27 protein-coding genes are annotated in these 20,918 nt (G+C 46.7%); 23 read left to right on the plus strand and 4 right to left on the minus strand.

Annotation, left to right across the window (positions count from 1 at the left end; translation table 11 throughout):
- Window positions 1-495 precede the first annotated feature (495 nt).
- The 3 genes from ACFFGT_RS02915 to ACFFGT_RS02925 all read right to left on the minus strand — a co-directional run bounded on the left by ACFFGT_RS02915 (window position 496) and on the right by ACFFGT_RS02925 (window position 2,243).
- Window positions 496-921 (minus strand): DUF983 domain-containing protein, encoded by a 426-nt coding sequence (locus ACFFGT_RS02915; protein WP_377021003.1) that lies wholly within the window; start codon window positions 919-921, stop codon window positions 496-498.
- A gap of 75 nt (window positions 922-996) precedes the next feature.
- Window positions 997-1,590, minus strand: a complete 594-nt coding sequence (locus ACFFGT_RS02920) for a methyltransferase domain-containing protein (RefSeq protein WP_377021004.1) — start codon at window positions 1,588-1,590, stop codon at window positions 997-999.
- 71 nt (window positions 1,591-1,661) lie between these two features.
- Window positions 1,662-2,243 carry a class I SAM-dependent methyltransferase gene (locus ACFFGT_RS02925; RefSeq protein ID WP_377021005.1) on the minus strand — a complete coding sequence of 194 codons (582 nt, stop codon included), beginning with the start codon at window positions 2,241-2,243 and terminating at the stop codon, window positions 1,662-1,664.
- 272 nt (window positions 2,244-2,515) lie between these two features.
- Between ACFFGT_RS02925 and ACFFGT_RS02930 the strand changes: the two genes are divergently transcribed.
- Complete coding sequence (locus ACFFGT_RS02930; RefSeq protein WP_377021006.1) at window positions 2,516-3,223, plus strand: Crp/Fnr family transcriptional regulator; 708 nt, start codon at window positions 2,516-2,518, stop codon at window positions 3,221-3,223.
- A gap of 384 nt (window positions 3,224-3,607) precedes the next feature.
- A complete protein-coding gene (locus tag ACFFGT_RS02935) occupies window positions 3,608-4,531 on the plus strand; it encodes a Dyp-type peroxidase (RefSeq protein ID WP_377021007.1) in 924 nt (307 codons plus the stop codon).
- A 453-nt stretch (window positions 4,532-4,984) separates the two neighbouring features.
- Here ACFFGT_RS02935 and ACFFGT_RS02940 read toward each other — a convergent pair whose 3' ends face one another.
- Complete coding sequence (locus tag ACFFGT_RS02940; protein WP_377021008.1) at window positions 4,985-5,206, minus strand: hypothetical protein; 222 nt, start codon at window positions 5,204-5,206, stop codon at window positions 4,985-4,987.
- Between the two features lie 308 nt (window positions 5,207-5,514).
- Here ACFFGT_RS02940 and ACFFGT_RS02945 point away from each other — a divergent pair, with 308 nt between their 5' ends.
- The 21 genes from ACFFGT_RS02945 to ACFFGT_RS03045 all read left to right on the plus strand — a co-directional run bounded on the left by ACFFGT_RS02945 (window position 5,515) and on the right by ACFFGT_RS03045 (window position 20,845).
- Window positions 5,515-6,441, plus strand: a complete 927-nt coding sequence (locus ACFFGT_RS02945) for a DUF8464 domain-containing protein (protein WP_377021009.1) — start codon at window positions 5,515-5,517, stop codon at window positions 6,439-6,441.
- 120 nt (window positions 6,442-6,561) lie between these two features.
- The gene (locus ACFFGT_RS02950) at window positions 6,562-6,972 is read left to right on the plus strand and encodes a plasmid mobilization protein (protein WP_377021010.1); all 411 of its coding nucleotides are present in this window, start codon (window positions 6,562-6,564) and stop codon (window positions 6,970-6,972) included.
- 385 nt (window positions 6,973-7,357) lie between these two features.
- Window positions 7,358-7,867, plus strand: a complete 510-nt coding sequence (locus ACFFGT_RS02955) for an RsmD family RNA methyltransferase (protein WP_377021011.1) — start codon at window positions 7,358-7,360, stop codon at window positions 7,865-7,867.
- Window positions 7,868-7,886: 19 nt separating this feature from the next.
- Window positions 7,887-8,840: a relaxase/mobilization nuclease domain-containing protein gene (locus ACFFGT_RS02960; RefSeq protein ID WP_377021012.1), complete on the plus strand. Its 954-nt coding sequence runs from the start codon at window positions 7,887-7,889 to the stop codon at window positions 8,838-8,840.
- Between the two features lie 14 nt (window positions 8,841-8,854).
- On the plus strand, window positions 8,855-9,481 hold the full coding sequence (locus ACFFGT_RS02965) for a ParA family protein (RefSeq protein WP_377021013.1): 627 nt from the start codon (window positions 8,855-8,857) through the stop codon (window positions 9,479-9,481).
- Window positions 9,469-9,813 carry a hypothetical protein gene (locus tag ACFFGT_RS02970; RefSeq protein WP_377021014.1) on the plus strand — a complete coding sequence of 115 codons (345 nt, stop codon included), beginning with the start codon at window positions 9,469-9,471 and terminating at the stop codon, window positions 9,811-9,813. The genes ACFFGT_RS02965 and ACFFGT_RS02970 overlap by 13 nt, the downstream gene beginning before the upstream one ends.
- Window positions 9,810-10,091 carry a hypothetical protein gene (locus tag ACFFGT_RS02975; protein ID WP_377021015.1) on the plus strand — a complete coding sequence of 94 codons (282 nt, stop codon included), beginning with the start codon at window positions 9,810-9,812 and terminating at the stop codon, window positions 10,089-10,091. The genes ACFFGT_RS02970 and ACFFGT_RS02975 overlap by 4 nt, the downstream gene beginning before the upstream one ends.
- 2 nt (window positions 10,092-10,093) lie before the next feature.
- Window positions 10,094-10,384 carry a DUF4134 family protein gene (locus tag ACFFGT_RS02980; protein ID WP_377021016.1) on the plus strand — a complete coding sequence of 97 codons (291 nt, stop codon included), beginning with the start codon at window positions 10,094-10,096 and terminating at the stop codon, window positions 10,382-10,384.
- A 219-nt stretch (window positions 10,385-10,603) separates the two neighbouring features.
- Window positions 10,604-10,909, plus strand: a complete 306-nt coding sequence (locus ACFFGT_RS02985; protein ID WP_377021017.1) for a DUF4134 domain-containing protein — start codon at window positions 10,604-10,606, stop codon at window positions 10,907-10,909.
- A gap of 1 nt (window position 10,910) precedes the next feature.
- A complete protein-coding gene (locus tag ACFFGT_RS02990; RefSeq protein ID WP_377021018.1) occupies window positions 10,911-11,198 on the plus strand; it encodes a plasmid transfer protein in 288 nt (95 codons plus the stop codon).
- Entirely contained in the window at window positions 11,176-13,599 is a 2,424-nt protein-coding gene (locus ACFFGT_RS02995; RefSeq protein ID WP_377021019.1) for a TraG family conjugative transposon ATPase, read from the plus strand. The genes ACFFGT_RS02990 and ACFFGT_RS02995 overlap by 23 nt, the downstream gene beginning before the upstream one ends.
- The gene (locus ACFFGT_RS03000; protein ID WP_377021020.1) at window positions 13,596-14,258 is read left to right on the plus strand and encodes a hypothetical protein; all 663 of its coding nucleotides are present in this window, start codon (window positions 13,596-13,598) and stop codon (window positions 14,256-14,258) included. The genes ACFFGT_RS02995 and ACFFGT_RS03000 overlap by 4 nt, the downstream gene beginning before the upstream one ends.
- Window positions 14,255-14,920, plus strand: a complete 666-nt coding sequence (locus tag ACFFGT_RS03005) for a hypothetical protein (protein WP_377021021.1) — start codon at window positions 14,255-14,257, stop codon at window positions 14,918-14,920. Before ACFFGT_RS03000 ends, ACFFGT_RS03005 begins: the two co-directional genes overlap by 4 nt.
- Window positions 14,917-15,582 (plus strand): hypothetical protein, encoded by a 666-nt coding sequence (locus ACFFGT_RS03010; RefSeq protein ID WP_377021022.1) that lies wholly within the window; start codon window positions 14,917-14,919, stop codon window positions 15,580-15,582. Before ACFFGT_RS03005 ends, ACFFGT_RS03010 begins: the two co-directional genes overlap by 4 nt.
- An 18-nt stretch (window positions 15,583-15,600) precedes the next feature.
- Complete coding sequence (locus tag ACFFGT_RS03015; RefSeq protein WP_377021023.1) at window positions 15,601-16,380, plus strand: hypothetical protein; 780 nt, start codon at window positions 15,601-15,603, stop codon at window positions 16,378-16,380.
- A complete protein-coding gene (locus ACFFGT_RS03020; RefSeq protein WP_377021024.1) occupies window positions 16,380-17,534 on the plus strand; it encodes a TraJ family protein in 1,155 nt (384 codons plus the stop codon). The genes ACFFGT_RS03015 and ACFFGT_RS03020 overlap by 1 nt, the downstream gene beginning before the upstream one ends.
- Window positions 17,535-17,603: 69 nt before the next feature.
- Entirely contained in the window at window positions 17,604-18,218 is a 615-nt protein-coding gene (traK, locus tag ACFFGT_RS03025; RefSeq protein WP_377021025.1) for a conjugative transposon protein TraK, read from the plus strand.
- Window positions 18,196-18,612 carry a hypothetical protein gene (locus ACFFGT_RS03030; protein ID WP_377021026.1) on the plus strand — a complete coding sequence of 139 codons (417 nt, stop codon included), beginning with the start codon at window positions 18,196-18,198 and terminating at the stop codon, window positions 18,610-18,612. Before traK ends, ACFFGT_RS03030 begins: the two co-directional genes overlap by 23 nt.
- A gap of 6 nt (window positions 18,613-18,618) precedes the next feature.
- Window positions 18,619-19,770: a conjugative transposon protein TraM gene (traM, locus tag ACFFGT_RS03035; protein ID WP_377021027.1), complete on the plus strand. Its 1,152-nt coding sequence runs from the start codon at window positions 18,619-18,621 to the stop codon at window positions 19,768-19,770.
- Window positions 19,771-19,829: 59 nt separating this feature from the next.
- Window positions 19,830-20,624: a DUF4138 domain-containing protein gene (locus ACFFGT_RS03040; RefSeq protein ID WP_377021028.1), complete on the plus strand. Its 795-nt coding sequence runs from the start codon at window positions 19,830-19,832 to the stop codon at window positions 20,622-20,624.
- Window positions 20,625-20,629: 5 nt separating this feature from the next.
- Entirely contained in the window at window positions 20,630-20,845 is a 216-nt protein-coding gene (locus tag ACFFGT_RS03045; protein ID WP_377021029.1) for a hypothetical protein, read from the plus strand.
- The last annotated feature ends 73 nt before the right edge of the window (window positions 20,846-20,918 follow it).

The raw sequence follows: 20,918 nt of genomic DNA on the forward strand, positions 1-20,918 counted from the left end.
TTTATCGTGCTTATCGTTGACGCCACATCACCTCCAAATATTCCAGACAAATATTTACATTGGGGCCTATACCAATAATTCTCTCTTATATACTCAAAGACTTAAAACCATTCCTGTTATCTTATGATCGGAGTTCCTTTACGTGTTAATTATAATCAACGCGACTATGTCTATTATATCCTGTCTGCGCCAAGTAAAAAGAATCTTATCATTGAAATTCTTTTGGAGGGTAAAAACTATACTTTTATTCTGAATGAAAACAAATTGTGGATAGAACAACCCGCTGAAGAAAACAAAACGCTCGCCCCGGGATTGATCTTAGCCATTAGCAGGTCTATTACCCTACGTTATCACCTTTAGATAATCAGCCTGCTTTTACTTATCCGGGAGTTATCTGCCGTTCCTATTGTGCATTTAGTAAATGATTGCTTCCGATAAAACATCGTTTGCCCGTTTTAAAAAGCTTTAGCCTGAACAAATTTATCTTGCTGTTCATTATCGAAACCATTTATAGCTATTCCCGTCTAAAGGCATATCCGTATCCAGTTCGGGGTGATAATGCACCTTTGGAGACAGCCAGTACAGTAAAATCACGCGGGAATAACGAAAATTCAACGGCGAAAGAAGGAATAAGCCGCCCAGGATCGTGGCAAGATATAGCCAGGGTGAATCGTTATTTCCGGTGATCAGGAAGGTGGCTACCCATAAAAACCCTCCTTCTGCTACATTCATGGCGTAGCTCACATACATCGCCGCGTAGAAATAACCAGGCTCAATTTCAAAAACCATCTGACAATGCGGACAATTCAGATTGATGCCGTTGGAGCCGAGTTTATATATCCCCCCTTCAAACATATTTCCCCTGCGGCAGCGCGGGCATTTGGCGTTAAGCATGGCCCATGATTTTGATGTTTTTGGCATTGTACTATTGTTTGTTTTTTATTCCGATCGGTATATCCGTTATAATTCCTATAGCAGGCATGAAATCACCTGCACCTATTCCCTGATCCACATTTTCAAAAACCTGCTATAGGAATTACTGACCAGTTTGTAACATGGCGGAACCTGGCTATCGGTCGCATGAAATGTTACGAGCCTTGTTTCCGGGGGCTTTTTGTCCAGCATTTCGTAAACAAACCAGCTATAGCGATCATAGAGTTCAAATGAAGCTTTTACCGCGTAATCGATCCTGCTATCGGGTTCTATATTTTCGTAAAAAGGGTTATAAAAATAAAAGTGATCGTAATCATCAAAATTCAATTCGGTCAGATTGCCATGAGTGAAATTTACATTAGGTAAATCAATTTCCTCCCTGGCTATTTCTGCAAAAGTGAATAGTTCGCTTCGCTGCTCAATACCATAGAATGTCGTTTCGGGATAGAAAAACCCCGCTACCAGACAGAACTTTCCGACACCGCTCCCGATATCCAATACCCTGGTGTTTGGAATGGCCAGGAATTCACCTGCTTTTTTTGCTATGTCAACGGGAGTCCAGTGCATAGATGATAATGCCTGGATATGTTCGGGGTAAAGCTCATCAAAAACATGGTCTTTACGGAAAAGGGACGGACTTAAAATATCATGAAGCATGCGGTTGTTTTCTTATCGGTTTCAAAACCCGTGAAGGGAGCGGCTAAAAAATTTGAATACATTCATCTGCACTATTCTTTGATCCACATTTTAAGCAATGTATCATAGGAAACATCTGCCAGCCTGTAGTCGGGCGGGATCTCGTCTTCTGAGCTATGGAATGTGACAAGGCGCGTTCCTGAGGGCTTTGCGCTTAATGCTATATAAAGGTATTGGGTATAGTAGTTATACAACCCCTCCGATAATTCGATACTATTATCAATTTGCTTTACCGGATCAATATTCTCGTGGAATGAATTATAAAAATAGAAGTGATCAAACTCCTTAAAATTAATCTGGGTGACGTTACCGTAAATGAAATTCACGTTAGACAGATCCAAATATCTGTTGATATTTTCTCCCAGATGATACAATTCATGTCGTTGCTCAACACCGTAAAAAAAAGCTTCAGGAAAATAATAACCTGCGGTCAGACAGAATTTTCCTATGCCACTGCCAATATCAAGCACCCTCGCGTTAGGAAAGGAAAGAAAAGCCGCGGCTTTTCTGGCAATGGGTAAGGGAGTGAAATATGTGTGCGATAACAATTGTAAATGTTCCGGGCATATCCCATCAAATTCCGCATCATCGCTGAATAAGAGACTTTTAATCATCTTGCTTTTCAGCGGTAGGTTTATCTTTGGTTGGGTTTGATCCCTGGCGCCAGGCGGCAGAGGCGAAAACAGGTCATCTCTCATCGCAAACAAATTTAGAACGATAGTAACCGGAGCGGCATGGTATGACATCAGTATGCAAGCTGATATTTATCAGTTTTTGCTGATAAATATGAACTTTAACGCCTCCCTAAAAGCGGCGTTTTTTTCGCATGCTTGCAGCGTGCCGCAGCCAATAAACATAGGCTTCAATAAATTTGTATCTTTGAATTATGAGCCTATCTGGAATTTTTCCGATTGACAAATGGGAATTCACAACACAGTCTGTTCTCAATACCCTCTCAGAAGAAGAGTACAATTTCCTGATCTCGCGGCAGGGCGCACAGAGATATCAAAAAGGGGAAATTATTTTCAGGGAAGGTGTCGTGCCGTCGGGTATTTATTTTATCCACCAGGGGAAAATAAAGAAATATAAAGTTGACAAAAGCGGCAAAGAGCAGATTATATACGTAGCCAACAAAGGTGAATTGATCGGTTACCACGCGATATTAGCCGAAGAACGCAGCCCTGATTCTGCTGCCACCCTGGAAGATAGCCTCATCAGTTTTATTCCTAAAGAAGATTTTTTAACTATTCTTGATAAATCACCGCTTTTTGCCCGGCGATTATTGAAAACATTGAGTCATGAGTTTAGTGTGCTGGCCAATGGTATTTCGGTGATTTCACAAAGGACAGCGACAGAACGGCTTGCCATAGCGCTGATCGTGCTGAGGGAAAAGTTTAAAGATGATAGCTTTGGTGAACAAGATATTATTTTGAATATCTCCAGGATGGATCTGGCCAATCTGGCCGGGATCGCCCAGGAAAATGTCATTCGCTTATTAAAGGAATTTAAAGAAGAAGGTATTTTGGAAACGGATGGCCGGAAAATATGGATCAAAGATATTAAGCGGCTGGTTAAAAAATCAAACTATATGTAATGGCCCCGTACCCGTCTAAAACAGTTAAAAGGTTGCAAACTGTTGTTCTGATGGACAAACGGCGTTTATCCGCTATTTTTCGCCAACTTAGGATGACCATTTTTATTTTAATGCCGGAGCTCGCATAAACTTTCGCGGTACTGCAAAGGTAAGCAGCCGCTTTCGGATACTTTCAGGGACGCTTACTTTGGATCTGTTATGATCTGTTCGGAGTCAATTGGAGAATCAGTTTCAATCATAAAGCTGCCACCAAAGGGGGGCTACCCTGATCCGTTCTTCCCTTTTTCTAATTTTATATTTTCTTGTCTATATTTATCATATCAAACAATTCCGGGGATTTCCCTGGGCCCTGATTTATTTTTATCATTCATCTAATCGCACCTAATGACACCAGATTCACAGAATGTAACGGATTATACTAACAATAATACCATTTTCCTGGTGTGGAACTTTAAAGATGATCTTCAGGTCAAAGAGCAGTTCAACCGGCTTTGTAAACTGGTCATTAATTTAAATAACTCCGCCAATGTGCGGTTCCCGGTATCACGGGCCAGCTGCGTACTCGGGATCGGGCATGATGCCTGGCTGCGACTCGGCCTGCCTGCCCCCCTACCCAAAGAGCTGGTAAATTTTGCCCCGGTTACGGGCTCAAAGCATACCGCTGTAGCAACCCGGGGCGATCTGCATTTGCATATCAGGGCTGACAATGCCAGTATCTGTTATGATATGGCAGCAGCGATTGCCGAGATCCTGACACCAGTGGCAGATTGTGCCGAAGAGGTTCATGGTTTCCGGTATTGGGATAGCCGGTCTATTCTAGGTTTTGTTGACGGGACTGAAAACCCGCATGGCATAGACCGCGAGTTCTTTGCTATTGTGGGCGATGACGATTTGGATTACAAGGGCGGCAGTTATCTTTTCGTACAGAAATACATGCACAACCTGAGCGCCTGGAAAGGGTTATCCACCGAGGCCCAGGAGAAGGTGATCGGCAGGTCAAAAGAAAACGATATTGAAATGGCCGATGATGTGAAACCATCTAATTCGCATAGTGCGCTGGCCAACGTCGGCGACGATTTAAAAATTGTCAGGGATAACATGCCCTTCGGAAACATGTCTACCAATAATATGGGTACCTATTTTATCGCTTATGCAAGTACTTTTTCTACCGTACAGAAAATGCTGAACAATATGTTCATCGGTGTCCCGGAAGGGAACTATGACCGGATCCTGGATTTCAGCACCGCGAAAACCGGGACGATGTTTTTTGTACCGTCATTTAACATGCTGGACGATTTCTCGTCCTGATGCGATTAGCACACCGCCGGCTCATAACTTTTTTATAATGATATCAATAACAACAGATCCGAATGGGTTAGATCAATTTCTGATTAATGATAGAAAAAGCACGCATATCTCAAGTAAAGCGCCTTTTAATCAAAAAGCATCAAGATAAAACGTTTGTTTTTCTTACTACCGTACGGATCTCAATCCGGTGATATCGATGTTACCTACCTTTAACTGATCGCTGCTTTTAATGATCAGACAATCAAAGTCTCCGTTAGTGAAATAAATTGTGATCATAGTAGTTTTTCCCATTTAAGTATATACCGAATCTGCCTCTTTTTGTTGCGATTTGGCTCATAAAATAGGGCCTTTACAGAAACGAAAAAAATCCGCAATCATTTGATTTTCAAAATTCAAACATCTTTCGATATGCTTTTCCCTAACCCGGCATCGAAATCCCCGCTGATGTGCCTTTCAGCAGCTTACTATTTCAAATTTATTTATCGGTAGTACCGAAAAGCTCCTCATTTCCCCGTCAGAGATACCCTCACTTTTGATCCCGTTGACGATGACAGACACCTGCAGATCAGCAGATTGAGCATCCGGCTTTAAAGCGGAATGCTCAATCAGGATCAGGTTTTCTGAAATCAGCCGGACAGCACCGGAGTTAACTCCGGTGCTGTCCGAAAAACTCATCGCCAGCCACATTCACTTCTGCCAGATGCAGAAGAAAAAAGGAACCCTTACAGGTTTCCGAAGGCTCTTTGACATACGGGGACAAAGCATTATTCCGCAGGAGCGGAAAATTCTGCGAAGGTGAGATCATATCAAAATACCGAAAGCGCATTGGCAGGCGAGAGCCCGGCATGTAGATGCCGACGTGAGTAGTCCCGAAAAAATATACCGGCAGAATCGGATTATACGGGTTCGCTGCCCGCTGCCGGTACCATGATCCGGGCTGATGGCCCGGATTCCTGAAACATCAATTAAAAAACAAATTTATTATGACGCAGCTATTAAATGCACGGGAACTTAAAGAACATGCGTCGATAGTAGAACTGCTGAGCCGGCTGGGCCATGAACCCGTTAAAAAATACGGTAAGGAACACATGTACCATAGTATGCTGAGAGATGGCGATAACGGTCCGTCATTCAGCGTGGATGATAAAATAGGAACATGGTACGATCATGGAACCGGTAAAGGCGGGAATATCATCGACCTGGGCCTCGCCTACTGGCCTGGCCTCAAATTCAATGAAGTGATTGAGAAAATCCAGACCGCCTGTAATATCTCCCCGGTCCGTAAGGAACACCGGCCGAGATTACCGGTTAAAGCCAAAAATTATGTCATCGAATACGTAAAGCCGCTGGGCACACATCCGGCGATCACCGGTTACCTGCAGGGACGCGGCATATTCGACCTGGCCAAAAAGCACCTGAGCGAGGTCTACTATCACGTAAAAGACGGGCAAGGCGGGAAAAAACAGTTTTTTGCCGCCGGATGGAAAAATGAGTCCGGCAGCTGGGAGGTCCGCAACAAGTATTTCAAAGGATGCCTCGGACAAAAGACGATCAGCTTTATTCAGGGCGACCCAAAACGGGTAGCGGTATTCGAGGGCTTCATCAATTACCTCAGCTGGTTAAAAGATAATCCGGAGTGCGGATACAGCATTATCGTCCTGAATACGCTGTCCTTACTGCATGAAGGAATCGGCAGGGCTAAGCAGTTCTCTTTTATTGATCTCTACCTGGACCGGGATAATTCCGGGTTTCAGGCGACAAAGCAATTCCTGGAATCGCTCCCTTATGCTTCGGATAAATCGTCCGTTTACGAGAAGTTCAATGACTACAACGATAAGCTCATTGCCACGCTCAGGACACTACCGGCAAACGATCCTTTTGAACGAAACCGCAGGAATTTATCTGTCTGAATAACCGTTTTAAATACCGGAATCAACTTTGATTCCGTAAAGGCAAGATGTCTTTTTGTCAGACAAAAAGTATCTTGCCCTACGGGGTCCCGGTCAAAACTTCGCAACTCGTTTTTCTTTATGGCTGAATTTAAAAAGCTTAACGGAAGGCCAAAACTCAAAGATGGTCGTCGGGTTAAAAAACTGGACATAAGATTTACCCAGGAAGAATACGATATCATACTGGCCATTGAAAAGGAACTGGGTATCAGTAAAACCGAACTGTTACGCATGAGGGCTTTAAACGATTCGGGTAAAATTCTTCTTAACTCCGGGGAACTGATCAGATCCATTGACAGGATCGGTGCTGAAATGGGGCGTGCAGGGAACAATATCAATCAGCTGGCCAAACATGCCAATACCATGAAACTCGCAGGATCGCTGCAGCCGCATGTAGCTGTTCAGTTTAACACGTTGCTGAATGACTATATCTCCATTCAGCGGCTGCTGGAAACATCCCTCCGTAAGATTATTCAGCTAATGGGTAAATAGCTTTTCCGGTGTACAGATACATTGTTCTTCCCTTATACAGTTACAGCGTTACGCCGTTACAGGTATAACGATATGTGGTTATGCAGGTACAACGATATCCGGGTTCATCGATATTCAGCTATAAAGATCAGCCGCTGTTAAGCTGTAATGTTCTGCCGTTACCGCAATACAGTGTTATATAGTTATAGTGCTGCAATGTTAGCCTGATACAGCGCTCAGATGTTATATAGCTGCTCTGATACCTGGCTGCATGGTTACGGTGGTATGCTGATCCGGATTTATACCGATAGCAGGTTACCAGGCTCTTTTGTCAGCAAGCTCTGCAGATATACTGCCCGCAAAATATCACTTCTTCCAATCTCATTATTCATTTTAAAAACCTTGAATGCCGATGGTCATTTTTGAGCATATCCGCTGTCCGCTTCACCGCTATACCTTTCAAATAAAACCGGTCCGCTCCTGGGTTGAACAGCGATGTGAGGGCAGCGTTCTTAACCTGTTTGCAGGCAAAACCATATTGCAGGTGAACGAAACCCGCAATGATCTGGATTTTGACATGCCCGCAGCTTACCATCTTGACGCGGTGCAGTTTCTGAATACCTGGCAGGGACCAAAATTCAATACGATACTTTTAGATCCGCCGTACGCATTCCGCAAAAGCATGGAATTGTACAAAGGGATAGTCTGCAGCCCCTTCCGGCAACTGAAAGATGCGGCCCTCAGCTGCCTGCAGCCGGAAGGCATCGTGATCACCTTCGGTTACCATTCCATTGTCATGGGAAGATCAAGGGAGTTTGAACTGGAAAGAATCGCACTTTTCAGCCATGGCGGCGCTATACATGACACCATAGCCTCCCTGGAGCGGTACAGGCCAGCTATGACGATATCGGGATAATATCCCGGAAACTGCCGGTATGATCGTTAAAATATTGGATCCGACAGCCACGTTTGGCGGCGTAAACTACAACACCCGGAAAATTGACCGCAACAAGGGTGAACTGAAGAAGACCGCGAACTTCGGCCCTTTAATGGCATTCGGGCACCTGAAACCGCAGGATTATATCAACTACCTGTCAGCGCTTTCTGCCCTCAATAAAAATGTGAAGCTTCCGCAATTTCATGCGGTCATTTCAGCAAAAGGAAAGACATATGATAAGACCGCCTTAACCCAAATTGCTGAAAGCTGGCTGAAAGAAATGGGTTACGGAGACCAGCCGTACCTGATCGTTTACCATAAGGATACGGACAATAACCATGTCCACATCGTAAGCACCCGTGTTAACCGGGAAGGAAAAAAGATCAGCAGCGCTTTTGAGCATGTAAGGGCACAAAAGAGCATCAGTAAAGTGCTCGGTTATGATCTGGCCATGCAGTACAGCTTCAGTACGAGGGCGCAGTTCTTTATGATCCTGGAATCCCGGAATTATCCGGGGATTGACCCTGATGAAGCTAAAATAAAAGAAAAGATCAGCAGACATCTGCCCGATAAACAAAGGGCAGCAGACGTTGCAGCCCTGCTGAGGCGGCACAGAAATGCTCCGGCGCTGGCCGGCATGATGAAAGAACGGTTCCACATCGACCTGCTATTTCACTCCGCCGAAGGAAAGAAGCCATACGGCTATTCCATTATCGATCACGATACCAAACAGGTATTCAAGGGCAGCGAGGTACTTCCGCTGAAAGAACTTTTGAATGTGGTACCGGATGCCTTTAACACCGGCAAACCTGCTGAAGAGCTGACGGACAATTTTGTCCCGGAACCTTCGGTATATGTTCAACCGGTAAGCATCGCGGATGATGTGGATGACCAGCAGATACACGGCATGCGCCGCAGGCGGCAGCGAAAAGCCCGCACCAATACCAGATAAAAACAATATGATATATGATTATAATAATAGGAAACCAAAAAGGTGGTGCCGGAAAAAGTACGTTCGCCCTGGTGCTGGCCAATTTTCTGACGCAGGAAAAGAACTGCCCGGTTACCGTGATCGACATGGACTATCAGCAGTCTATCGCACAGAAATTTCAGAAAGCCAAGATTTTAGAGAATGCTGAACCGTATGATGTAGTACCGGCAAATCTTGAAAGTTACCCGTATCTCCGTGACCTCCTTTGTAAAAGTGCCAAAGATGTCATCCTGATCGACCTGCCGGGAAAACTGGATGATGACGGCCTGATCCCGGTGTTTACTTCCGCTGACCTGGTCATCTGCCCTTTCGCTTATGATGAGTTTACTTTTCAGTCAACCGTGCTTTTCACGGTGGTCATGAAACGGATCAACCCAAAAATCATGATGGTATTTGTTCCCAACAGGATCAAATCCAACGCGAGGTATGAGATCATGCTGGAAGTCAATGAACAGCTCTCGAAGTTTGGTAAGATCACTCCTGTCCTGCCTGACCGGGTAGACTTTCAGCGCGTGAATACCTTTTATACGCCTGTCAGCCTGTCCCTGGTCATCACCCCTGTTCTTGAACAGATTTATACCGATTATCTATGGAAAACATGAAATCACTGGCCGATCAGCTACGGGAACAACTGGTTAAACCCGCAGTAAGGGAGGAAAAGGTATCTGCTGAAAAACCCGGTAAAAAAGTAAAGTCAAAAGCGAAAGAGGAAGCGGCGATCATCACCGCAATTCTTGCTTACGATACTTCCGGTAACAAAAGCATGGTGCACGCCCGATTCGATGAAAAAACGGTCAGGACAATGAACCAGTTTAAAATGGCCACCGGAATCGATGTAACCCGCCTCGTTTCGTTCGCGGTCAAGCACCTTTTCGATACCTGCCCGGAACTCAAAACAACAATCAAACAATTTATTCAAAACACAGAATTATGAACTGGATCAGATTTGCGCTCTGGCTGAGCGCCATTTATTTCGCTTATTACGCGGCCCTTATCTGCTGGGATTTTCTACGGAGCAGTAAACTGCCGGAAGACAAAAATTCCCATGAGTTGTCATTTGAGGAATATTCAGAACCGGTCAGGGAAATCCCCGATACTGAACCTCAGATCTACGATTCTTCGGTACTCTCTTCCGGTGGCGTGAGCCTGAAACAATTATTTAATCTCGCACGCGAAGAAGCTATCGAATATACGCGTCCGGTAAGCTTTTAAATATGAAATCAATACTCTTTTTCTGCGGCTGCCTGCTTGCATGTGGTGCCTCCGCACAACCGGGAATTGATGAAATGCAGCGGGCACGGAGTGACCTTGCTGCAGACTTTTTCTCCCTATTCGACCTTTCGCTCGTCATTGCAACCCTCCTGGGACTGACTGGCGCGGCAAAGATCTACCAAAACTGGCAAGCCGGAAAAGACCGGATTGATTCAGACGTAGCGGCATGGTTCTATGCCGCTTTTTTTATGCTCCTTGCAGGTGCATTCCTGAAGGCATTGTTCGGGATCTGAACGCCTTCTGACTGAATAAAGCTATCGCCCTGATAGCTATAAAAGATCCCTGTCTCCACTTCTCAATTATGTTTTGCAGCTTGTCAGCTAAGCTGCCGGCTATCGCTTCTGCGTATCCTGATGGCGTTGTTCGTGATCTGAACGCCTGTTTTATTATACCACGGCTCCCTCTCCGGCTGCCTTTAAAAGATCTCCGCCTTCATTATCATTCCTGATTTAATGTTTAACAAAACAAAACAATTGTGGGCTTCAGCGATCCTGCTGGCCCTGTCTCTACCGGCCTTTGCCCAAAGCGGTGTTAACGGCCTGAACACTGCTACCTCAACCCTGAAAACCTACGTTGCACCGGTTACCAACATCACACTTGTGATCGGCGGTATTGTCGGTATCGTTGGTGCTGTCCGCGTCTATTCCAAGTGGAACAGCGGTGACCAGGATATCAACAAAGAGATTATGGGTTGGGGGGGCAGCTGCGTCTTCCTTGTGGTTTCCGCTTTGGTGATCAAAGCCTTCTTCGGCCTGTAAAATGGCCAGGAAGTATGCTGTTTATAAGGGGCTGCAGAAGCCCCTTATTTTCAAAGGTTTCAAAGGAAAATTCATTTACTGGGGTTTGGGTTTCCTGCTGACGGGGCTTGTCCTCGGCGCACTGACCATGTCCCTGATCAATATGTGGCTGGGCGCATTGGTGCTCACCGGCTGCATTGTCGGCGGCCTGCTGTTCACAGCCGGAAAGCAGAAAGGCGGTCTCCACGCCAAAAGCCGCAGTACCGGCATCAACATCATTAACCATTATGGCCGTAAAAACTCTCTTTAACATTCCCTACGCGGGTGTGGATAAAAGCGGTGAGTACGATCTGCTCATCGGAAAAAACGGTGAATGTTCCGTGATCATCCGTATTGTAAATCCCGTCATCCGCTATTCCGCGGATCCTGCAGGTTACGACGAATTTCACCACCTGCTGCTCAATATCGTGAAGGTTCTGGGAGACGGGTACATTATCCAGAAACAGGATATCATCAGCCGCTCCGCCTGGCAAGGAAAGCCCGCAACTGAATATCTGCAGCAAAAATACAACACGCATTTCGAAGGCAGGAAACACCTTCAGGTCGCAACCTGGATCACCATCACCCGGCAGGTAAAAAAAGGGGCCTTTTTTGTTTATGACGCTAAAATGCTCCGCGATTTCCGCCAGGCAGTCGGTAAGGTCCTCGAAATCCTTCCGTCACCTGAAGTACTGAAAGAAAGCGGCATCAACCTGTTGGTTCTGCAGACGCTCAGTATGAACTTTCGACCCGGCCATATCAGCCTGAATAACCTGTCGCCCTCAGAAACAGGGGTCAGCATCGGGGATAAAACCATTAGAAGTATCAGCCTTGTCAATATTGACAGCATCGATCTGCCGCCCGAAGTAAGCACGCATATTGAGCTTAACGATAAGGAAAGTATCCGTGGTTTTCCCGTGGATTTTCTTTCTTTTCTTTTTAAGGTTCCTGCCTGTGATGTCATTGTTTATAACCAGGTCATAGAGATCCCCAACCAGTCTGTAACGCTCCGCAAACTGGAACAGAAAAAGAAACGGCACTCCGGCATTCCTGATCCGGCTAACCAGCTGTGCGTTGAGGATATAGATCAGTTGCTGAATGATGTTGCCAGGGAAAACCAGCTGCTGGTCAATTGCCATTTCAATATACTGGTGGCGGCGCCGGGAAGCACCGTACAGAAAGCGGCCAACTATATCGAAAGCTCCCTGTTCCAGTTGGGCATTATTCCAAGTCAAAATGCCTATAACCAGCTTGAACTGTTTCGAAGTATTCTGCCCGGGAACACGGTTGAGCTGAAACCCTATGACTGGTTCCTGACCACCTGCGACGCTGCAGCCTGCTTCTTTTTTAAGGAATCGCTGCCGAAAGATGAGCCTTCTGATTTCCTGATCAGGTTTACAGACCGGCAGGGAATACCGGTAGCCATTGATCCGTCTGACCTCCCTATGCGGACAGGACGCATAAATTCAAGAAACCGCTTCATCTTAGGCCCCTCAGGATCCGGCAAAAGCTTTCTGACCTGTTCATTAATAGAAAATTACATGAATTACAACATGGATATGGTGATTGTGGACACCGGCCATTCCTATTCCGGATTATGTAAATACTATAAAGGCAAATACATCACCTACACCGATCAGCAGCCGATTACCATGAATCCCTTTCAGATCACTGAAGCAGAATACAATATTGAAAAAAAGGATTTTCTGTGTACCCTGATCGCCGTTGCCTGGAAAGGGGCCGAAGGAATATTCAGTCCTGTTGAACGTGATGTAATTGCCAATGTGATCTCAGCGTATTATGGTAAATTCTTTACCACCGGCGAAAAATTGAACTTTAACACTTTTTATGAGTTCGCGCTGGAAAAAATACCGGAGATCAAAAAAGAAGAAAAAATCCCATTTGACTTTGATGAGTTCCGTTACGTACTTAAAAAATTCTATAAGGGAGGTGAGTTTGCAGCCATTCTGAACAATGAGACTGATAAATCCCTGTTTACCGAACGCTTTATAGTCTTCGAAATTGACAGTATAAAAGAACATAAGATTCTCTTTCCGCTTGTGACGCTCATCATCATGGATGTCTTCATCCAAAAGATGCGCTACCGTTCCGACAGGCGCAAAACATTGATCATTGAAGAAGCGTGGAAAGCAATAGCAAGTCCGCTTATGGCCGGTTATATTCTGTATCTCTACAAGACAGTCCGCAAGTTCTGGGGGGAAGCTATCGTTGTAACGCAGGAACTGGGTGACATCATCGGCAATGCTGTCGTTAAAGACAGCATCATCAACAATTCAGATACCATTTTTCTGCTGGACCAAACCAAATTTAAAGATAATTACGACCAGATCGCCGCCCTGCTGTCGATCAATGAAACCGAACGGCGTAAGATATTTTCGATCAATCAGCTGGAGAACACCGAAGGACGCGGGCGGTTTAAAGAGGTTTATATACGCAGGGGTGCAGTAGGTGAAGTATACGGTGTAGAGGTCTCGCTGGAGCAATATCTCACTTACACAACCGAAAAGCCGGAAAAATCCGCCGTTGAACGCTACACCGGCAGCTATGGTTCTTATCAGGAAGGACTTGACGCATTTGTCACTGATTTCATCCGGAGCGGGCTGTCCCTTCCGCAGTTTATCCGAAATGTTAACCAAAACCAATCTTTATGAAAAAACTACTCATTATACTGCTGTGCCATGCCGTTATGCGCTGCGCCGCACAGGAAATTGTCTTTGATCCGGCCACATCCGCTGCAATCGCCGTAAACGCAGGAATTATCAATGGCCAGCTCAATACCACCAATGACAGGCTCAACCTGATCCAGAAAGGCCAGCTTGCCGTCAGCGGGCAGCTGGTTATCGTCAACAATCTGCAAAACAAGATCTACAACGGCCTGAGCCAGGTGGCATCCGTGATCAGTAACCTGACAAGCATAAAGGAAATAACAGCCTGCGGCAGCGATATCGTTAAAGACGTCGAAAATTCGGTACAGCTTGCCCGGTCAAACCCGGCTTTGCTGCTGTTCGCTGAACAGGGCGCCCGGGATTTTCAGACAAGAGCAGTTACCCTTGCGGCAGATGTAAGCGCATTCGTGCTCAGGGGCGGCAACAATAATCTGATGGATTCCGGCGAGCGCGGCAAATTGCTGAACCATATCGCCCAGGAAATGCGGATACTCCGCGGTATCGCCTACGGGATGAACCGCTCCATGTACTGGGCGCGGATGAACGGGATCTTTCATTCCCTCAACCCCTGGGCGGAATGGCAGAATAACGATGTGCGGATTGCCAATGATGTACTGACGAATGCCAGATACCTGAAACCATGAAGAAGCTGATTGTAACATTCGGGCTCGCTTGCGCAACCGGGTTGGCATGCGCCCAGAAGAACACACTGGATATTGCCGGTATTCATCAGCTTGTGGATGAATCCATTGCTGAAAATAAGCTGCAGGTAAAAGCACGGAACCGACAGGCGCTCACTTCAGCAAATGAAGAGGCTAATCTGACCATGCTCTCAAAACTGAAAGCAACCTACCGTGCGCTGCAGCAGCGGTACAACACACTGGGTACGGCGATCAATATCGCAGATATCGGCATTTATGCCTCACCTATGGTAAGCCGGATCATCAGCAACCAGGAACAGATCATGCAGCTTGTTCAGAAGAACCCGGCCCTGATCGCAATCGGATACCAATCCGCCCTGCAGTTCGCCGGGAAAGCAAAAAGTCTTTTGAGCTACGTGGCCGGCCTGAGCCTTTCCATCGGTGATATTAACCAGATGAAGCCTTCCGACAGAAAACTGCTGTTCGATTATGTGATATCCGAACTGAGCAGTATTCAGGATCTGTCCGGGAACATGCTGAGCATGATGCAGTATTCCAGCCTCTCCGCCCTGCTCAGAGCGGCCAATCCCTTTCAGTATTTTATTGATGCCGATAAGGCCATTGCCGGTGACATCCTTCAAAACGCCAAATACCTTAAAAAATGAAAAAATGCCTTTTTTTATGCTGTTGTTTCTTCTTTTCAGCCAGGCTCATGGCCCAGCGGTATGTTATCGATTATCAGCACCTTATTGCTGTTACTGAGAACGGCACGGTACGGAGCTCAGCGGAATCCGCGCACGCCCAGTACCTCGGCAGGATCAATAACAATATCAATGACCTTAATACGAACACCGGTTCGGTCATTCTTGCGCAAACGATGATCTATCAGGCCTTGTCCAATGTGAACTCCGCGCTTAAGAACGGGCTGGAAATGAAGAATATGGCAGTCATCATTGCCGATATGACCGGCTACATCAATCAGGCACTTGACATGGCGAAGACTGAGCCATACCTTCTGACATTCGCAGGTAACCTTTCCGGAGAAATGAAAGCCAGGGCACTCGCTCTCGTGAGCGACGTTTCCGGCTATGTGCTGAAAGAGGGAAATAACATGCTTGCCGATTATAATTCCCGGGATGAGCTGCTCCGGAAAGTAACTCAACAGCTGCAGATCCTTGACGGCCTGGCTTACGGGGCCTGGAAAGCGATGTACTGGGCAAAGGAACGCGGTATCATCGCTTCACTAAACCCCTTTGCCGGTTACATCAGCAGGGATCAGGTATTTGTAGCACAGATCATTCAGAACGCAAAATATCTCAGACAATAATTAAAAAAAGTTAAGATCATGAAAAAAACAATATTCCTGTTCATTACGGGGCTGTTCTGCACGGCCAATGGTTTCGCGCAATCTATCGTTTCCGACAAAAGCATCCGCTACCAGCAGGAGCGCATGGTATTCAAACAGTGGGACCAGAAAAAATTCACACCTACATCCGGTTTTTTAGGATTAAACCCCTGGTACTGGCTGACCTGGGGGTTCTTCTACCCTAATTATCATAAAACTGACCTTCGGCCCTTAAGTCCTAACGGCCCGCAAACCCAGCGGCTCGGCATGGTCGCAGCCATGAACAGTACGGATAACAAATACAAGCTTCAGGCAGATACCATTCGGAAAACAGCGCTTTCAGAGATCGCCGGGCAATCCCGCCTGGCTGCCGGTGCCGATCCTTTATGGATGTTTTATTACGGCAATGAATTCAAACCTGTGCTCAATAACTCAATGGCCGGCATTCTTTCAGGTTTACCGCCCCGGGTAAGTACCCGGCTGGTTTCGGAAGGTTTATACAGCTGGTATAAAAATGAACTCGACCGGCTGAAAGAAAGGATTGAGGGTGCACATACCGCTGATATGGAGCGCGGATCGCGGATCATGGCTTATTACAGACTACTGAATGAATACCGCCGGCTGGCAGGTGTCTGGGCTATCCGGACCTCATCGGCCCAAACGACCATCGATATGGAAGCCAGGCAGCAGCGACTGCAGGGCAACCGGGTTACGGTAAGCGACTGGACCCCGCAGACCGATATAGAGATCGCCAGAAAAGTCCTCCAGCACCTGCAATAATGAGGAAATTATTATTAATCCTGCTGCTGTCATCAGGGATGACGGTGGCTTCAGCCCAGCCGGCCGGTAATATCAGTAACAGTAAAACCCTCGAATACCTGCAGGGGGACGGCGTTTATGAAACAGGTGTAATGGTATTTCTTAAAGGCCTGAAGGATTCTGTCTGGACGCATTTCGATCTTTTTATCAGCGATGCGAAAACACTCGCCGCCATTTTCATGATCATTTTCTTTGCCATTAAATCCTATGAAATGATGGTAGGAGACAAAAGATTGGAAATTATGCCGCTGCTGCGCCCCTTCGGTCTGGCTATGATCATCTTATGGTGGGGCCCTTTCGTTAAGATGATCGCCTTTCCGACAGATCTGGTCGCCAACCGTACGGAACAGATGTTTGAAAGCGAACAAACCATCATTAACAACCTTCGCCTTAACCGGGCAAACCTGATGCTTGCCGTGGCCAATTCGCTTTATACCTTTCAGGCGCAGACCGAGGTTGCCGAAAAAGAAAGCGATACCTGGTACGGGCAGGCATGGGATTCCGTCACCAGTACAGTGAAGCAGGGCATCAGCACCGTAGTGTCTCCCCTGATCGAATTGAAGAACAGGCTGGAGATCGGTATGCAGCTCCTGCTCACCCAGCTGCTGGAACTGCTGGGGATATGGATATTGCGGCTGGCGGTATATATTATCTTTATGCTGCAGATCATTTATTCCACCATACTGATCATCCTCGGCCCCTTTGCCGTTTCGGTGAGTATCCTGCCTGCGTTCCGCGACAGTTTCAGCACCTGGATAGCACGTTTCATATCCGTTAATCTTTATTCCGGTATCGCCTATCTGGTCATGTATATCGTCGGCCTGATGCAGGAATATGCGCTCACCTCTGAGATCAGTAAATATCAGGAGCTCGTAGGACAGGATGGATTAAGCGCCAATCTCGAAAAGATGGCCTGGTTTGCAGGCAATGGTATCCTGTCCTTCGGGACCGTGATCATCGTGTTCCTGATCGGTGCGATCTGCATGTTTACGGTTCCGAGCATCTCCACCTGGATCATTTCTACATCCGGCATCAGTTCTGCAGCCTCCACCTTCGGGCGCAGTGCCGGTACCGTGATGAGCGCAACCAGGAAAGTCTCTGGAAGCTTTTTCTAAACTTCTTCATTCCATTAACCTGATAAAGGTTGCCCCCTCCCGGCAGCCTTTTCTTTTAACCCCCAGTTTATGATTATCAAAAATATTGAAGCAAGGATCCGGCTTGCGGTTTTTATATCTGCAGGAAGCCTGCTGACAGCGCTCATTATCGTCGGCATGAATTGCTTTTATGCTTATAAAATGGTAGCCAATGCCCAGAAAAGTATTTATATACTGGATAAAAGCGTGCCCATACTGGCCCGGCAGACCGATATGCAGCTGAACAGGCCCGCTGAATACCGTGCGCATGTTGACCTCTTTCATTCCCTCTTCTTTTCCCTTACCCCGGACGATAATTATATGGAATACCAAATGAAAAAAGCGATGTACCTGATCGATGAATCGGGCATGCAACAGTATAATGACCTGAAGGAGAAAGGTTTCTTCAACTCGATCCTTTCATCAAGTTCGGTGCTCACCCTCGAAACGGATTCAGTGGCGATAGATATGCCGAAACATTATTTCCGGTACTATGGCAGGCTGAAGATCGACCGGCGAAGTTCAACGGTCGTACGCTCGCTAATCACTGAAGGATACCTGAAAGATATACCGCGCAGTAATAATAACCCCCACGGTGTACTCATCACCGGATGGAAAACCCTGGAAAATAAAGACCTCGAAGATGTGGAGAAAAATACATTCTAACCGCGATCCAAGGGATACGCTGTTCAGTGAACTCCAAAACGAATTCAAACCCTGGTTCACCAAAGCCCGGCGGTGTTTTTCAGCCGCCTTGTCGGATTACCCGCGATTTTTTTTCTCGGGGATGGTCATTCTCCTGCTCGTTTCCATGGTGCTGTCCTTTACCGTGTTCAGGCATCCCGAAAAAGCTGGTGCTGTCCCCGAAAAGAAACATTTGAACGTGGTTAAAGACGGGTTTAGTCAGATCATGCTGGCTACCGGACAGCTCAGGGAAACGCTGAGGCTGAAGAATACCGTTGACAGCCTTGCCGCCAGGAAAAACCTCACACGGGTGGACAGCCTGCTGCTCGACAGCGCGCTCAGCCGCCTGCAGCAAATTCATCAACCTCCTAAATAATTCGTTATGAAAATCAATTTTAAACAGCCCAAATATGTGCTGCCACTGCTCGCTTTGCCCTTTTTGTTCCTGTTCTTTTATGTCTGGCAAAGCACATTTAACAAACCGAAACAGGAAATAAAACAGCAGGCAGGGCTTAACGGAAGCGTGGGGAAGGTATCCGCCGGCGTACGTAAAAAAGCGCTGGCCGATAAGCTCGATGCCTACCGAAATACCTATAAGGAAGCCGACGGGTATTCCGCAGTCAATATAATCCCCAAAGAGGCCTCCGGTAATCCGGGCTTTAAAGACAATTATACCGGCAGCGAAAAGAATACACTGGATTCTATTGACCGTGCCATAAAGGCGAAATATAATGCGCCGCAGCTTGTCAGCCACGACAAAGCGCTTGCGGCTGCGCTGAATACGATGCAGCGCCGAAGGGAGCCGGGGCCGGATCCTGAGCCTCCTGCAACAAAGGAAAAAGATCCTATGGATATTTTCCGGCAGCAGATGGCATATATGGACAGCGCCGGCAAAATGAACGACCCGGCTTATAAAGCGGAAAAACTAAAACAGCAGGCCGCTGAAAAGGCAGCACAGCAAAAGGCACTTGAAAAACGGCTGACTGTCACCAGGGCCGATACGATACCCGCTGATTTCAACACGGTAAAGCCCCCGGCTGAAGATCAATTTATCACTGCCGTCATAGACGAGAACATAACCGGTTATGCCGGTTCACGCCTGCGGCTGAAACTGCTGGAGGATATCAAAGCCGGAGGAAACCTGATCAGGAAAGGGACTTACCTGTTCGCACAAATCAGCGGCTTCTCGGAGCAGCGGGTTACGCTCACCATTACGACCATTTTATCGGGAGGAAAGATACTCCCGGTAAAACTGGAGGTCTATGACCTTGACGGTATGCCCGGCCTTTATGTTCCCTCATCGGCATTCCGTGAATTTACCAAAGATCTTGGCAGCAGCTCCGTTCAGGGTGTCACCATTGATGGCAATTCTGCCGGAAGCCAGTTTATCATGAGCTCTGTAGATAAACTGTTCCAATCCACTTCATCAGCCATCGCAGGCCTGATCCGCAAAAACAAGGCGAAGATGAAGTATAACTCCCGCATTTACCTGATCGATACCGATGCCCTGCAGAATACGCAGAGATCTTATTAACCGCGCATCCGGCCAGACGCCGGGATGTGCTGCAAACAAATTTATCAAACCAAAAAATCATGAAAAAGCTATTATTCTGTTTGGCTGCCCTGTTATCCAATGCCTTATATGCGCAGCATCAGGTGCGGGAGATCGCGCTTCCGAAAAGCCTGACCCTCCACTTTATTTCACCGGAACCCATACAATACGTGGATATATCCTCCAAAGAACTGGCAGGCGACCTGCCGCTGAAAAATGTACTCCGTATCCGGCTCAGGGATTCCGCAGCAGGATTTACCGATGCCGTGCTCACCATAGCCGGAGAAAAATTTATTGCACAGTACCATCTGGTTCCAGGACCGGCGGATGCCGTTACGGAAATCTGTATCGGGCCGGAGGATATCTGCCCGCTGGATATTTCCGGGATTGGATTTTCACAGAACCAGTTGAAAAGCATGGCGCTCAACCTCATCTCGCTGCGGCCGGAAAGAAAAATGGAAAAGGTCAGCGCATTTGGCCTGACCGGCAGACTGAACCATGTATATAGCGCAGGGGACTACATTTTTCTGGATATCAGCTATAGAAACAAAACCAGGTTGAAATATACTATCGAAGATTTCCGGTTCAGGATCGATGACAAAAAGGTAACCAAGGCCTCCAATGTACAGTCCTTTGAACTGAAACCGGAATTTGTACTATTCAGTATCCCGGAATTTGAAAAGAACTACCGGAACATCTTCGTATTCAAAAAAATGAGTTTTCCAGGCAACAAGATACTGCTGGCAGAACTCAGCGAAAAACAAATTTCGGGGCGTATCCTGACCCTGAAGATCTCTTACCGGGATATCCTGAACGCGGATACCCTACCCAATTGATTTTTATGACAACCCTGATAGCCTATGATTATCTCAGGCTGGTCCTGGAGGAGGAATTCCCGGCAGCCTACCTGCGCTTTATCAGCCATGGCGTATTGCATTACGAACTGACTAATATCCAGGAGATCTGCGCACCACTGCTGACAGGGCTGGATGAGGATGATAGCTTTCTCAGGTATGAGGTAACCGGAACAATAGCAAACTATTTACAGGAAGAATAAACAGGGCATTTCAAAAACAGCAAAAACGGCTGATCATATGCCGGCAATCAACATTCTCCTGAATGACACCGGG

The organism is Mucilaginibacter angelicae (assembly GCF_042434235.1).
Lineage (GTDB): Bacteria > Bacteroidota > Bacteroidia > Sphingobacteriales > Sphingobacteriaceae > Mucilaginibacter > Mucilaginibacter angelicae.

Coding starts and splice junctions, on each gene's coding strand:
- ACFFGT_RS02915 (WP_377021003.1), bottom strand. CDS start 921: ATGCCAAAAACATCAAAATCATGGGCCATGCTTAACGCCAAATGCCCG.
- ACFFGT_RS02920 (WP_377021004.1), bottom strand. CDS start 1,590: ATGCTTCATGATATTTTAAGTCCGTCCCTTTTCCGTAAAGACCATGTT.
- ACFFGT_RS02925 (WP_377021005.1), bottom strand. CDS start 2,243: ATGATTAAAAGTCTCTTATTCAGCGATGATGCGGAATTTGATGGGATA.
- ACFFGT_RS02930 (WP_377021006.1), top strand. CDS start 2,516: ATGAGCCTATCTGGAATTTTTCCGATTGACAAATGGGAATTCACAACA.
- ACFFGT_RS02935 (WP_377021007.1), top strand. CDS start 3,608: ATGACACCAGATTCACAGAATGTAACGGATTATACTAACAATAATACC.
- ACFFGT_RS02940 (WP_377021008.1), bottom strand. CDS start 5,206: ATGAGTTTTTCGGACAGCACCGGAGTTAACTCCGGTGCTGTCCGGCTG.
- ACFFGT_RS02945 (WP_377021009.1), top strand. CDS start 5,515: ATGACGCAGCTATTAAATGCACGGGAACTTAAAGAACATGCGTCGATA.
- ACFFGT_RS02950 (WP_377021010.1), top strand. CDS start 6,562: ATGGCTGAATTTAAAAAGCTTAACGGAAGGCCAAAACTCAAAGATGGT.
- ACFFGT_RS02955 (WP_377021011.1), top strand. CDS start 7,358: ATGCCGATGGTCATTTTTGAGCATATCCGCTGTCCGCTTCACCGCTAT.
- ACFFGT_RS02960 (WP_377021012.1), top strand. CDS start 7,887: ATGATCGTTAAAATATTGGATCCGACAGCCACGTTTGGCGGCGTAAAC.
- ACFFGT_RS02965 (WP_377021013.1), top strand. CDS start 8,855: ATGATTATAATAATAGGAAACCAAAAAGGTGGTGCCGGAAAAAGTACG.
- ACFFGT_RS02970 (WP_377021014.1), top strand. CDS start 9,469: ATGGAAAACATGAAATCACTGGCCGATCAGCTACGGGAACAACTGGTT.
- ACFFGT_RS02975 (WP_377021015.1), top strand. CDS start 9,810: ATGAACTGGATCAGATTTGCGCTCTGGCTGAGCGCCATTTATTTCGCT.
- ACFFGT_RS02980 (WP_377021016.1), top strand. CDS start 10,094: ATGAAATCAATACTCTTTTTCTGCGGCTGCCTGCTTGCATGTGGTGCC.
- ACFFGT_RS02985 (WP_377021017.1), top strand. CDS start 10,604: ATGTTTAACAAAACAAAACAATTGTGGGCTTCAGCGATCCTGCTGGCC.
- ACFFGT_RS02990 (WP_377021018.1), top strand. CDS start 10,911: ATGGCCAGGAAGTATGCTGTTTATAAGGGGCTGCAGAAGCCCCTTATT.
- ACFFGT_RS02995 (WP_377021019.1), top strand. CDS start 11,176: ATGGCCGTAAAAACTCTCTTTAACATTCCCTACGCGGGTGTGGATAAA.
- ACFFGT_RS03000 (WP_377021020.1), top strand. CDS start 13,596: ATGAAAAAACTACTCATTATACTGCTGTGCCATGCCGTTATGCGCTGC.
- ACFFGT_RS03005 (WP_377021021.1), top strand. CDS start 14,255: ATGAAGAAGCTGATTGTAACATTCGGGCTCGCTTGCGCAACCGGGTTG.
- ACFFGT_RS03010 (WP_377021022.1), top strand. CDS start 14,917: ATGAAAAAATGCCTTTTTTTATGCTGTTGTTTCTTCTTTTCAGCCAGG.
- ACFFGT_RS03015 (WP_377021023.1), top strand. CDS start 15,601: ATGAAAAAAACAATATTCCTGTTCATTACGGGGCTGTTCTGCACGGCC.
- ACFFGT_RS03020 (WP_377021024.1), top strand. CDS start 16,380: ATGAGGAAATTATTATTAATCCTGCTGCTGTCATCAGGGATGACGGTG.
- traK (WP_377021025.1), top strand. CDS start 17,604: ATGATTATCAAAAATATTGAAGCAAGGATCCGGCTTGCGGTTTTTATA.
- ACFFGT_RS03030 (WP_377021026.1), top strand. CDS start 18,196: ATGTGGAGAAAAATACATTCTAACCGCGATCCAAGGGATACGCTGTTC.
- traM (WP_377021027.1), top strand. CDS start 18,619: ATGAAAATCAATTTTAAACAGCCCAAATATGTGCTGCCACTGCTCGCT.
- ACFFGT_RS03040 (WP_377021028.1), top strand. CDS start 19,830: ATGAAAAAGCTATTATTCTGTTTGGCTGCCCTGTTATCCAATGCCTTA.
- ACFFGT_RS03045 (WP_377021029.1), top strand. CDS start 20,630: ATGACAACCCTGATAGCCTATGATTATCTCAGGCTGGTCCTGGAGGAG.